Below are 12577 nucleotides of genomic sequence, written 5' to 3'. Positions count from 1 at the left end.
CGCACTGCGTTGTGCAGACCTTCCTCAGGGGTGGCGCAATGCGGCCTGACCCCTCGCTCAACCGCCGACCCGCAACGGCAGACGCTGTAAGCCCGACGCATGCCATGGGTCGCATCGTCAGAAAGTTGGAGACAACGATGAGCAACTGGCTGATAGACGCTCAGATCTTGTGGACTTGCTCCAATGCCGTCTGGGCAGAGCCGAGCGCCGATCTGATGGTGAGAAAGCTACTGAAGATGCGAGTCGTGCAGGACGCGGAGATTCTGGTCGCAGGCGACCGCGATCTCTTCATCAAGGCGCAGGAGTTGAATCGAGAGCGACCGGGCTCCGGGACGAAACTCATGGCGGAAAAGGAAAAGCTCACGAGGAAGCTGCTGACGAAGCAGGAGATGGAGTCGAAGGGCGAGCGATACAAGGAAGCCGAGCTCAGACTGGCACAGCTGAAGGCGAAGAGGGATAAGGAGCTCAAGGACGACGCTCATTCCTTCATGAACTCCTGTGGTGTCTGCGCGGGCTACACGCTCTTTTGGCTTGCAAACGCCATGCAAGGTATGGCCCGTACGAAGCCGGAACAACGCCTCGCAGCGGAGTGTCAGGGGTACCTGATGACGCGATGGTCCCTGACCGACGAGTTCAGCCGCTTCGCAATAGGCAAGGCCCCGGACCGGGCCGCCGTCTACAGGAAAGCACTGAAACAGATGACGATGTGGAGGACCTCGGTCGTTGAAACCGAGTCTGGTCTGTGGGACTGGCAGGCACCGGGGCTGGGCACATCGGACTCAAAGGTGTTCGTGCAGGGTTCCGGGGCAAAGCGGGTCTGGGCCTCCGTCCGAGCTGCTCTGAAAGGAGGGGGCGGCGCACTGCTGAGCATCCAGTGCCCCGGAAGCGGTGGCAAGACTGTTGGCCACGCCCTTGGCTTCTACCGCGAGAAGAATGGCGGATCGGTACTCGCTTTCGACGCCAACTACGGCCTCGGGCTCTATCGAACAAAGGACGAAATGCCTGCGGCGCTTGAGAAGCTGAGGGCGTGCTACGAGATCGAAGGTCTGCAGACTTGGACTGTCTATAGCGTTGGTGTCGATGATGCAGTTCCCATCTTTGTCGAACGACTCTGAATCAGCGCTCCGCCAGCGAAGGTCGGCAAATTCTCGGAGCGATCCACAAGTAGCGTCCGAACCTGCGGAGAACACTGTGGGCTAGGTAGTGGCGCTTGATCGGTACTGCAGGGCGTATCCATACACGCCAGCCGCAGAGCTCGCGAAGCATGAGCGGAATAGCTCGCAGGACCTCATTGACAACACCAACAGGGGGGATCCTGAGCGTGCTGCCGGCTTTCCAGTATCGGTTTGCCTCGGATGGCAATTGCATCGCACCGTTCAGGGGCCCGCGCTGGGTGGCTACTCTGGCGCCAGTGGTATGGCCTCGTGCAACACACCTCCAGTCGCATTCGGCGTTGCCACACCTGTCGTGGCTGCAACAGTTGGAGCCTCGAGCGCTTCGTCGGTGTCAGCCGCACCCGCGAGAGCAGCAGTTTCTCCCGTTCGCGCATCAAGCGCGTTCATGCGTCGACGCAGCCCGGTCGCAAAGCTGCGCGCGCCGTTGGCGATGTCGCGCACCTGGCGCTTGAGACCCGCTCGCTGCGTGTCCACCGCCTGTGCCGACACCACTTCGTGGATCTCCAGCGTCTGCAGCAGCGGCATCAGTTGGTCGAGCTTGACCAGCACCTCCAGGAAGCGGCGACTGATCGATGACAGCACGTGCACGTCCAGGTCCAGCGGCACCGTGTCGTAGGACGCCAGACTGGTGATGCCGTGGGCCTTGCACAGCGCTTCTGCACCATCGATGGCCTCGTTCAGGCTGGCCGTGGCGGTATCGATCCTGCTGCGCAGTGCCGTCTCGATCTTGCCGATCTCCTCGTGGTCGAGCCGGGTGCGGGCAATGACCGAGATGAAGTGCGTGTTCAGCTGCAAGGTGTTGAACATTCGCACGAACATGCGCTTGCCCTCGGCACTGCTGAACCGCGTGGCGATCTTGAGGCTGGCCGCCTCGACGCGACGGAAGTCGACCTTGGCTTCGCGAGCCAGGATGCGGGCGTTGGCCCCGCCCTGGTCCACTTTCACGATCTCGACATTAGCCATGCCCGCGGCTCCTTGTGCTGACAACGGGGTCGATGGCATCTTCCGAACGTGCCCGGCCCTTTGCCACGCGAAAGCCCCGGCACCTCGGGGCGCTTTCGCGATCAGTTGCGTGGCGACGGGCATCGGCCCATTGACCGGGCGGAAACGGCGACCTACCTTTGCGCCATGCAGCAGCTGGCCCTGCATCCAGACTCGGCAAGCCTTGGAGATTTCCTGAACTGATCCCCCGCGTGGGTTCCCGTGCAGGTCGCACAGGCACCCGTGGGGACGATCGAATCGCGGTGATGCACGCCCCACCGATGGGGGACACCCGTTGCGGTGTCGCTCCGTCGGGTGCCCCTGTGCATCGCCGTGCCGAGGACCGCGCAAGCGATCAGGCACGCCGGGGCATTCGCCTCAGGCCGGGCCTTCGAGGCAAGGGCCGCGACCAGGTGCCGAGCGCATCTGCTCGAGCGCCGCACCGACCGCGCCCTTGCCTCCCGGGCTCGTCCTGTTCCCGCCGATGTCCCCCCGATCGGACGCTGACACCGATCACCGCGCTCGCGCGCGCCACTGAACCCGGTCAGCCCTGGAGTTCCACGCCCCGACCGCAAGGCGGCCGGCGCCACATCACCCAACCGTCACCCGCATGGGGGCCCACGCCCCCGCCACGGGGTGCACGTGGTCTCCCTTCCCATCCAAGGAGTCCACGATGCACAGCACCAACGCCTGCCGTCAGGCCGGCGCCCATGTCGGCTCGCCACACACGGCAAGCGTCGACGCAAACCGAGCCCGACTCGGCTCGACGACGACCCCGTTCGTCGTCGACGCCCTGTTCGACATCCCGACCGCCCTGGATCTTCAGGACGATCCCGGCGCAGACAGCGCCATCGGCGCACCGGGCAGCACCCGCGAGGAGTGGGTGGAGGAGTGGAGCGAGGACGACATCGTCCTGCTGCACTGGCGCCTGCTGCAGGAGATCCGGCACCTGGCCGACCCGGCCACGCCGCTGGAGGAGAAGCTCGACACCCTGCGCTGGGTGTTCACCGAACGCGAGAAGGACGGCCTGCCGTTCTCGTTCGTGAACTGCCTGCGCGTGGTCGGCTGCAGCCCGCTGTCGCCGATCCCGTACTGCGGACTCGTCGACGCCGAGGAGGTTCGCGAGCGCATCCGCCATGGGCTTCAGGCCTGGCTGCACGCGACGCTGGCCCGCTACCCCGACTGGGTGCGCGAGGCCGTGGCAACCCACCCCGAATGGGTCGAGGCCCGGCTGACACGCAATCCCCAGTGGATCAACGAGCAGCTCAAGCAGATGTCCGTGCAGGGCGACCTGTTCGCGTGATCACGCCCACCCCGGGCGCCGTGCCTCGGCCGCGCTGACCGACCCGGTCAGGCCGCGCCGGCACGCGCCCATCCGTTCGAAGGAACTCACCATGCTCACGTTCAAGGAAGCCCTCTGCCTGCTGGCGATCGTCATCGCCTACGGCATCACCGGGCGCATGGAGGACGAAGGCGCCCTGCTGATCGAGCAAGTCCGGCCGCACGTCGGCGCCGACTGCATCCAGCCGCTCGAAGGCGACAACACCCTCCCGGAAGTGGGACCCACCGGGCACCCGCCGGTGGCCCGCCCCATCGAGGGCATCCCTCCGGAGGCACCCTGCGTCCCAGACGCTGCGTCGGACCAGCCCATTCGGCTGACCCGGCACTGAGGGGAGCCGCCATGCACACCGATGCACGCCTGGTTCCCGGCCGCGTGCGCCTGCTGTCCGTGCAGGCGCCCGAGGACATCGAGTACCTCGTCAAGGAAAGCGAAGTGCTGACCGGTCGGTCCGGCCGCACCTTCGTCATCGCCGGCGCCGACCGGCTCGTCTACCGCGTCCATTGGCAGCCGCTCACCGAATCCGGTGGTCATGCCGCCGGGCCGTTGGTCGAGCGCCTCGGCCACCAAGGCGAGGTCCTGAGTCGCCAGCACCTGCAGCTCTGGGAGTTCCTGGAGCACAGCCTCGTCGAGGCGCAGGCTGCCGGCCAGTTGTTCACCCCTCCGGTCCGCACGACGCCCTGATGGGCACCGATCCGCGCTGACCGGCCCACACACCCCGGCGGGTGCATCCCGCCAGGGGTGCTTCCGCCGGTTCTTCCCCCGATCGGGATGCCCACGAAGGAGTCAACGATGAAGATTCAAGTCCGAATCAACGAAGAAGGCGCGCTGCGCAACCAGCGCCATGCCTTCAGCAACCGGTTCACCCTGGTGTCCGAGCTGCTGCAGAACGCGCGCCGTGCCGGCGCCCGCCTGATCCGGATCGACCAAGATCCGCAGGCACAGATCCTCACCGTGCAGGACGACGGCCACGGCCTGGACGACTTCCAGAAGCTGCTCAGCTTCCACGAGTCGGGCTGGGACGCCGACACGTGCACGCAGGAGCGCCCCTTCGGCGTCGGGTTCTCGAAGTGCCTGTACGCCGCTTCACGCTGCGTGGTGGCCTCGGGCCGACGCCGCGTCGACATCGACACCGCGGCCGCACTGGCCAAGGCGCTGGTCGAGGTCGAGGAGTGCGCCCGTGGTGACGCGGTGGCAGGTACCCGGGTCGAGCTGCACGGCGTCGACCTGCCGGACCTCGCGCAGCGCGTCGAGGAACTGTGCGCCGGGTTTCCGGTGCCGGTGTGGTTCAACGGCGAGCCGCTCAAGCGCGCCATGGCCGAGGCCCACCTGGCCACCCAGGCCAGCGCCATCGGCGCCGTGCACCTCGCGGGCACGCGCGACGGCCGGTACACCCACGACACCTGGGTGTTCCTGCAGGGTTTCTGCGTGCTGCGGCCGGCCTGGTCCACACGCGAGGACGTGAACGTCGTGCACCTGGACTCGCGCCAGTTCATGGCGCGGCTGCCGGACCGCGACCGCCTGATCGACGAGGACGTGCAGCGCCAGCGCATCGACACCGAGTTGAAGGCCTGCTGGCGTCGCACGCTGGAGATCGCCAAGGCCGAACTGCCGCCGCGCCACTTCATCGACACCTACTACGGCGTCATGCGCGGCTGGGGGCACCTCGACCTGCTGAACGACCTCGGCACCCTGCCGACGGAGCTGTGCAGCCTGGTGTCGGGCTACCCGGTGCAGGTGGAGCATGGCGAGCGCCGCCATCTAACGCCGGTGCCGACCGCGCCCTCGCGCGAGGCCATCGAGTCGGGGGCCGTGCAGCTGGTGGCCCTGGACGACGTGGGCGACGACAACGCGCCGCGCTGGATGATGGCGCGCGCCCGCGGCTGGCTTGTGTTCGACTGGATCGGCGTGCATGCCGACCACTGGGTGATGCGCCACGTCCGCTTCCTCGAGGAAGAGGGTCAGCGGGTGACACCAGTGGGCGAGAAGCTGCGCACGGCGCTGGAGGGCCGCTGGGTCTGGCCCACGGTCATCCTCTGCGACAAGGTTCGCCTGCGCGTCGGCGACGACGAGACGCTGGTCAGCGACGCCGGGGTCTGCCACGACGGCAACCTGTACATCCCCGACGGCGAGACGTCGGGCGCGCCAGTGGAACAGCTGTCCTCGTTCACCGACGAGCACGACCAGTTCCTGGATGCCGACCGCGACGCCGACCGTGACGCGCTGGCCGATCTGCTGCGCCTGCTGCGGGCGGTGGACCCGGTGCAGACGCTGGACTCGCTGTTGCAGTCCCTACGGCTGGGCAAGTACCCGCTGCTGCACGGCAAGACCTTCCAGCTGACGGTGGGTGTGGGTCTCGCGCCCGGGCACACCGTCGATCTGGTCGACTACGCAGCCGCAGGCGGAGGAGCCCATGCAGGACGCTGACTACGCGGCCCGCATCGACGCCGTGAAGCAGCGCGCGCACGGCCGCTGGAGCGAGGTGCTGGCTGCGGCCGGCATCGAGGAGCGCATCCTCCGGCACCGCAACGGGCCCTGCCCGTCCTGCGGCGGGACCGACCGCTTCCAGTACACCGACAAGTTCGGCGAGGGCAACTACCACTGCCGGCAATGCGGCCCGGGTGGCGGCTTCAAGCTGCTGCAGGCCGTGCGGGGCGTGGACTTCCATGCCGCCCTGTGCGAGGTTGAACTTTGCCTGGGCATCCTGCCGGCGGCGGCCGCCTGCGAAGCCGGTGCCCCGGCGGCACCGGGGGAGCGCATGCGCCGGCTGGTGCAGCGCATCTGGGACGAGGCGCGGCCGGTGGTGGCCGGCGACGAAGTCGACCGCTACCTGCGCGGGCGCGGGCTGACCCTGAATCGGCATCCGCCGGTGCTGCGGTTCCACCCGTCGCTCGGCTACTTCGAGAAGGGTGCGGACGGCAAGTCGCGGCAGATCGCGGCCTACCCGGCAATGCTGGCGCTGATCCAGGCGCCGGATGGTCAGGCCGTGACGCTGCACCGGACCTACCTGCGCGATGGCCGAAAGCTCGACGCAACCGACGCGAAGAAGGTGCTCTCCGCGGGCATCCACGGCGCCGCCGTGCGTCTGTTCGATGCCGGCGCACAGCTCGCGCTGTGCGAAGGCATCGAGACCGCCCTGGCAGTGCACCTGGCCACCGGCAAGCCCGTGTGGGCCGGCATCAGCGCTGGCAACCTGGAGAAGCTCTGGGTGCCGGACACCGTGCGCGAGGTCTGCATCTACGCGGACAACGACGCCGGCGGCGACTTCGCCGGCCAGTGCTTCGCCTACGCGCTCGCGCGGCGGCTGAAGCGGGAGGAGAAGACCACCGGCCCGCGCCAGGTGCGGGTGTTCGTGCCGCGCCATGCGGGCACGGACTGGGCCGACGTGTGGTGCCAGCGTGCCACCAGCCCCGACCAGGGCCGGGGGCAAGCGACCGCATCGTCGTCGGCCGACCGGGCCTCGGGCAACCGGGTGGCCCTCGGTGGCTGAGGCAGAGGTCATGGAGCTTGGGGTGCGGCTAGCCACAGCGGGCCGCACCCGCTTTTTCAGCGGCACTGGACGGGTCGGCGCATGCCCTGCGCCACGACCTGCCGGTGCCGGCGAAAAGGTCAGGCGCCGTCGGCCATGGGGCCGACGCGCTCCCCTCGTCGTTTCCCGACTGGTAGCTGCCAGACCAGGTGACGCCCCACGGCGCCACGAAGGCAGCCCTGGAGATCCCGCGCGACCGATGGCGACACCCGTGTCACCGATGTCGCGCCCCTTCCTTGCCGATGCATCGCCAATCCACCCAGGACGCGCTGCATGCGGCGAGTTGTTGTCGTCAACCCACTGCGGGGACCCGTGCCCCGACGTGGGCCGTGCCGTCCCCGCTTTTCACACACCCCGATTTGGAGAAAGTCATGAAGAGCGGACGTACCCTCGTGAGCCTGGCCCAGGAACTGGAGCGCCAGCTGCACTCGAAGAAGGACCTGATCGTGCCGTCGCAGCTGGTGCATCACAGCACCGGCGACGACGGTCAGACGCACATCATCGTCAACGAAGCCGGCAACCCGGTGCGCTACGGCGTCACGCCGCTGGCGCGCCGGCAGCTGGCCGACAAGCTGAAGATCCCGCACGCGTACTTCGAGCGCATGCGCGAGGAGCAACCGGTGCTGCTGGACCGCAACGTCAACACCTGGCTGCAGAGCGAGGACGACCGGCGCATGCTGCGCACCCTGGACGGCCAGGTGCGCGCCGTGCTTTCGGACCGCTACCGCCGGCTCGACAACTTCGACCTCGCCGAGAGCGTGCTGCCCATCCTGCAGCAGCTGCCCGACGTGCGGTTCGAGTCGGTCGAGCTGACCGAGACGCGCATGTACCTGAAGTGCATCACCTCGCGCCTGACCTACGAGATGGCGCCGGGCGACGTGGTGCAGGCCGGCGTGGTGATCTCGAACTCGGAGGTCGGCCAGGGCACGCTGTCGGTGCAGCCGCTGCTGTACCGGCTGGTCTGCCGCAACGGCCTGATCGCGGCCGACCGGTCGCTGCGCAAGACGCACGTGGGCCGTTCGCTCGGCACCGAGGACGAAGGCCTGCAGGTCTACCAGGACGACACGCTGCGTGCCGACGACAAGGCCTTCTTCCTGAAGGTGCGCGACGTGGTGCAGGCGGCGGTGTCGGAGGCGAGCTTCCGGCAGACGGCGCAGAAGCTGCAGAAGACGCTGAAGATCCCCCTCGTCGGCGACCCGGTGAAGACGGTCGAGGTGCTGGCCCAGCGCTACACGCTCAACGACGTCGAGCGCTCGGGCGTGTTGCGGCATCTGATCACCGAGGGCGAGCTCTCGGGCTACGGGCTGGTCAATGCGGTGACGCACTACAGCCAGGAGATCGACGACTACGACCGCGCCACGGAGTTCGAGGCGCTGGGCGGCAAGCTGATCGAGCTCGGCACCGCCGAGTGGAAGGGCCTGGCCGAAGCGATCTGAGCACGGCCTGAGCAGGCAGTCCGGCACGGCGGCGATCGGGGGCACCCCGTTCGCCGACCGGGCCGGCGCCGACGTTGAGCGGCGCCCCGACAAGGGCGTCGTTCACGCCGAACATCGCGTGATGCGGTCGCGCTCACGCATTCGCCTGAATTCGCCAGGGCTTGCGAGTGGCAATTCGGTAAGCAGATGCACAGGGCCGCGCCGCCCATTGATGTCGAACCGTCGCCCACCCTATGCTGGCCGCACAGCGCCGGAACCCTTCCTTCAACCACCGCAACACGACCCGCATCCACCGACCAACCCCTCCACCCTGCCCTGCACGGGCTCGTGGTCCCCACGCGAGGACGCACCATGAACCAGGTCCAGCTCTCCGATGTGCAGATCGCCAACCTGACCCTGCTGCTCACCATCCGCGACGGCATCCTCCAGGACCGAACGTCGGCGTGCTGCCGCTTCTCGCTCGACGCCATGCAGGCCGAGCGGCTCGGCACGATGAGCGTCCAGCAGCTGATGGCCATCGTGGCCAACCTGGGTGACGCGACGCTCTTCCCGCCGCGCCGCGACCTGGTCAGCCTGCTCGACACCCCGCTGCCGCTGGTTCGACCGCTGGCCGCGGTCCACGCCCCCCGCCATGTGACGGCCAGTTCGGCCGCCTGACTCTCAGTTGCCTGGTCATTGGCCATGCAGTCGCGGGTCGATCGCCAGTTGCGCGCCCTCGCGCTGGCCAAAGCCTGCGCGGCCTGCGGCGCACGTGTGCGCACCATCGGCCATCTGACGGGCCTGCCACCCCGCGAGGCGCTGCGCCTGCTCTTCACGGACCGCATGGCCGTACCTCGAGGGCGCTCGCCGGACTCGCCGGAGTGGTACCACGGCGCCAACCTGCTCCACCGCGCCGAGGCCTCGATCGTCGTTGCCCTGTACCGCCGTCTGCGCGACGCCGACTTCCCTGCGGGTGAGGCTCTCGTCGGTGCCTACCGCCACTACGTCGGCATCTGCCAGCCGCCGCACCGCATCAGCTTCGACCGCGCCTTCGATCTGGCCGCGCACACGGACGGCCTGTGGCTCACCGATACTAGGAGCTTCTCGCTCGTCACCTGCCCGACCTGCCACAGCGAGTTCCTGGCGGCCTACGGCTCCGTGGCGCGGTCGAACGACCACTGCCCGTTCTGCAAGCTGGTGCAGCGGTACGGCACGGACCCGCGGGTGCAGGGGGCGTTTCCGGTGCAGCCGCTGGCTGCGCCGAGTGCGGGGCAGTTGGGGATGCTCGTCCTGCTGCAGCGTTCCTTTGGCTCGTCGACGGGGCAGGCTGGCACGTCCTCGACGAGCGAAAGCCAGCCGTGAGCCAATCGGTTCGCAGCGGGACCTTCCCTGTCGGCTGGCGATGCGAGATACAGAGGAAGCAATTCCGATCTGGCGTGGACGGCACAGCGTCCTACTTGCATCACAAGCGGATGCCGCCGGACTTCGGTGTCGCAAACTGGTCCGGCTCCTTGCCCAGCGGGAAAGCGACAACGTACAGAACGCTCACCGGCATCGGCTTGGCATCGGGGTCGGTTCCCCACTTCACCTGCATCTTGCGTTCGGCATAGCGCAATGACACGCCGAGCGCCTTCAGGCCATCGATGCGGGACTGCAGTTCGTCGTACACCTCGAACTTGGTCGACTCGGTGTAGAGGTCCGCGCAGTCACGGTACTCCCTGAAGTAGTCCACCAATCCGGCGAACGCCTCGTCTGCCTCCCGCTCGAGCTCGAACCCAGGCTCCGACAGATCCATCATGTGAGCTTCGGCGAGCTTGGCCAACTGCTTCCCCGTCGTCAGCGGGAGTGCACTCAACGTGACGTGTTCGCGATCGAACTTCTCCTTCTGTGCCTTGAGTTCCTCTTCCGTCGGGATCGCGAAAGGCTTGTTCAGTACATCCAGATCCTCGAACTCGAACGCACCGGCCAGAGCCCTTCGCGTGTCCAGGCTGGCCGCCAGGCCCTGTTCGACCCGCTGGATCGTGCGGACGTTGAGCCCGGAGATTTCAGCCAACTGCTCCTGAGACCACTGGCGCATCTCCCGGAACAGCCGCACGTACAGGCCGAGTTCGGCCGGGGTCAGCAGGCGAGCGGTCGTCACTCTTTCGGCGGTGTTAATCACAAGGTTCTCCATGGTAGGACATCGATGGCATGCAGTATCGAAAGCACCGACGGCGCTGACCACGACAGCAGCCCGACAGCAGCCCGCCATGGCGGTGTATGGACGCGGACGACGCACGCCCGATGTCGACCGCCAGCGATGTCGGATCAGGCCTGCCGCCGACGCCTGGTGTCGAAAGCCGTGCCCGAGAGTGATCCTTTCAGGTGTCGGCGTTCAACCGTGTCCATCAACATGGCCGCGGGTGCTCGCCTGCAATCGCCATGCTTTCGTCAGCTTCCCACGGAGCCTTTCCAGCGTCCGACCCGGGCTTCGCCGCCCTGCCCGTCCCTGACGTGCTAGCAGCGGCCGACGGCCTCGTCAGCCGCATCCGCCTGTGCTTCGGCCTGTCCCGCGACACCTTCGACGCGGAGGTGCAACCGCTGCTGCAGCGCTATGCCGGCTATGTCCACCTTCTCCCCGCTACCGCCGACAATTACTTCAGCTCACCTACCGGCCTGCTGAACCTCGGGCTGGAGGTCGCGTTCTACAGCCTGCAAGGCACCGACGCGCACATCTTCTCCGGACGATCGACGATCTCGGCGCGCCGCCAGCTTGAACCGCGCTGGCGCCTGGCCACCTTCATCGGTGGCCTGTGTTGCGAACTGCACCGGGTGCTCAGCCACCTGATCGTGACCGACGAGGCGGGCGGCGAGTGGCCGCAGTTCCTCATCCCCCTGGGTGACTGGCTGGCATCGCGCAGTGCCACTCGCTACTTCGTTCGCTGGCGGCCGAACGCCACCGAGTCGCGCGGCCTGGGCGTGTTCGCACTGCCCTTGGTCGTGCCGGGAGCCACGCTCCAGTACCTGGCGCAGGACAACAGCGTCATCGTCCCGCACCTCCTTTCCAGCATCAGCGGGCAGCCGGTCTACCGTGACCACAACGTCCTCGACGCTCTGGTGCGTCGATCGCTCGCGCTGGTGGTCGACCGGAACCTGCAGGCCAACGCCGATCGCTACGGTGTGCCTCAGTTCGGCTCGCACCTTGAGCGGTACCTGGTCGACGCCATGCGCCGCCTGGCATCCGGCAGTCCCAGCTGGTTCCCGAACCGGGAGAAGTCGCGCGCCTGGCTGGGGCTCGACGGGCTGTTCCTGCTGTGGCCGCAGGCGGCCCACGATGTCCAGGCACTCCTCGAAGCCGATCAGCTGGCCGGCATCCCGAAGGCGCCTGAGACGATGCTCGATCTGCTTCTGGAGGCCGGGGTCTTCGTGCGGCAGCCGGACGGCGCCTCGACCTGGTTCGTCCTGCCGCCGGAGTTGAAGACCGCCGCGGAGGCTGTGAAGCTGGCATCGCCGGCGATCCTGCTTAACGGTGTCGCGCCGCCGGCCGAGCCACTGACCATCTCGTTGGTTTGCCCAACTGGCGCCATGCGGACCACACAGAAGACGCCAGCGACTGCACCGGCGCCAGCCCCCGTACCGCCGCCCGGCACCCAGTTCTCATTGCTCGACGCCACCGATGTGGCCACTTCACCGGCAGCTCGCACGTCCCCTCCGCCAGCCTCGCAGACCCCGGCACCGCCCTCCGCTGTCGTCGCCGACCTCGCAGTCCAGTCGCCGCCCCCTCCGCCCTCCCCGTCGCAGGCCGCGGCGCCCACCTTCAAGCTGAACGCGCCCATGCGCCTGAACCCGGCCGTGCGCGATGCCCTCGCGGCCATCGTCAGCACCCTCAATGGGCCCGGCAGCGCTGCGGCCGCCGCACCTGTCGCGGCCGGCCTGTTCGTGCCGCTGGCTGAACTGGAACGGCGTGGCGTGCAGCCCGCGCTGGCGGGTCGGGCGCTGGCCGATGTCGGCCTGCTGGTACATGCCGGACGGGATGGCCCGGCCACCGTCACGGCCGACTTCCGCGGCGAGCCGACCATCGGGCTGGTAGTTGCCCCAGCCTGCATCGATGGTTTCGACCCTGCCGCCTTCGAGCCGGCCGCGCACGAGGAGCCCTGAC

The 12577-nt window shown here is 67.9% G+C and carries 12 protein-coding genes; 10 read left to right on the top strand and 2 right to left on the bottom strand.

From position 1 onward, the window contains the following. The first annotated feature begins 137 nt into the window (after positions 1-137). The gene (locus ACPOLB_RS26495) at positions 138-1115 is read left to right on the top strand and encodes a hypothetical protein (protein ID WP_425259059.1); all 978 of its coding nucleotides are present in this window, start codon (positions 138-140) and stop codon (positions 1113-1115) included. A gap of 282 nt (positions 1116-1397) precedes the next feature. Here ACPOLB_RS26495 and ACPOLB_RS26490 read toward each other — a convergent pair whose 3' ends face one another. Beyond that, positions 1398-2138, bottom strand: a complete 741-nt coding sequence (locus ACPOLB_RS26490) for a DUF1845 domain-containing protein (protein WP_425259058.1) — start codon at positions 2136-2138, stop codon at positions 1398-1400. Between the two features lie 691 nt (positions 2139-2829). On the opposite strand from ACPOLB_RS26490, the gene ACPOLB_RS26485 reads away from it, so the two are divergent. From ACPOLB_RS26485 to ACPOLB_RS26450, 8 genes are all read left to right on the top strand, one after another. Then, positions 2830-3459 (top strand): hypothetical protein, encoded by a 630-nt coding sequence (locus ACPOLB_RS26485; RefSeq protein WP_425259057.1) that lies wholly within the window; start codon positions 2830-2832, stop codon positions 3457-3459. 91 nt (positions 3460-3550) lie between these two features. Continuing rightward, positions 3551-3826 carry a hypothetical protein gene (locus ACPOLB_RS26480; RefSeq protein WP_425259056.1) on the top strand — a complete coding sequence of 92 codons (276 nt, stop codon included), beginning with the start codon at positions 3551-3553 and terminating at the stop codon, positions 3824-3826. Between the two features lie 11 nt (positions 3827-3837). Beyond that, complete coding sequence (locus tag ACPOLB_RS26475; protein ID WP_210856030.1) at positions 3838-4179, top strand: hypothetical protein; 342 nt, start codon at positions 3838-3840, stop codon at positions 4177-4179. A gap of 108 nt (positions 4180-4287) precedes the next feature. Beyond that, positions 4288-5922: an ATP-binding protein gene (locus ACPOLB_RS26470; RefSeq protein ID WP_425259055.1), complete on the top strand. Its 1635-nt coding sequence runs from the start codon at positions 4288-4290 to the stop codon at positions 5920-5922. Continuing rightward, on the top strand, positions 5909-6985 hold the full coding sequence (locus ACPOLB_RS26465) for a DUF7146 domain-containing protein (RefSeq protein ID WP_425259054.1): 1077 nt from the start codon (positions 5909-5911) through the stop codon (positions 6983-6985). The genes ACPOLB_RS26470 and ACPOLB_RS26465 overlap by 14 nt, the downstream gene beginning before the upstream one ends. 410 nt (positions 6986-7395) lie before the next feature. After that, positions 7396-8460 carry a DUF932 domain-containing protein gene (locus tag ACPOLB_RS26460; protein WP_220787531.1) on the top strand — a complete coding sequence of 355 codons (1065 nt, stop codon included), beginning with the start codon at positions 7396-7398 and terminating at the stop codon, positions 8458-8460. 351 nt (positions 8461-8811) lie between these two features. Next, on the top strand, positions 8812-9117 hold the full coding sequence (locus ACPOLB_RS26455; protein ID WP_425259053.1) for a hypothetical protein: 306 nt from the start codon (positions 8812-8814) through the stop codon (positions 9115-9117). 24 nt (positions 9118-9141) lie between these two features. Further along, a complete protein-coding gene (locus tag ACPOLB_RS26450) occupies positions 9142-9801 on the top strand; it encodes a hypothetical protein (protein ID WP_425259052.1) in 660 nt (219 codons plus the stop codon). Positions 9802-9901: 100 nt separating this feature from the next. Here ACPOLB_RS26450 and ACPOLB_RS26445 read toward each other — a convergent pair whose 3' ends face one another. Continuing rightward, on the bottom strand, positions 9902-10612 hold the full coding sequence (locus ACPOLB_RS26445; protein WP_425259050.1) for a helix-turn-helix domain-containing protein: 711 nt from the start codon (positions 10610-10612) through the stop codon (positions 9902-9904). 248 nt (positions 10613-10860) lie between these two features. Between ACPOLB_RS26445 and mobH the strand changes: the two genes are divergently transcribed. After that, positions 10861-12576, top strand: a complete 1716-nt coding sequence (gene mobH, locus ACPOLB_RS26440) for a MobH family relaxase (RefSeq protein WP_425259049.1) — start codon at positions 10861-10863, stop codon at positions 12574-12576. Position 12577 lies beyond the last annotated feature (1 nt).

Origin of the sequence: Rubrivivax soli, assembly GCF_049810355.1 — a bacterium.
In the GTDB taxonomy this organism is placed as follows: domain Bacteria; phylum Pseudomonadota; class Gammaproteobacteria; order Burkholderiales; family Burkholderiaceae_C; genus Rubrivivax.
This window is presented reverse-complemented; position numbering and strand designations above follow the sequence as displayed.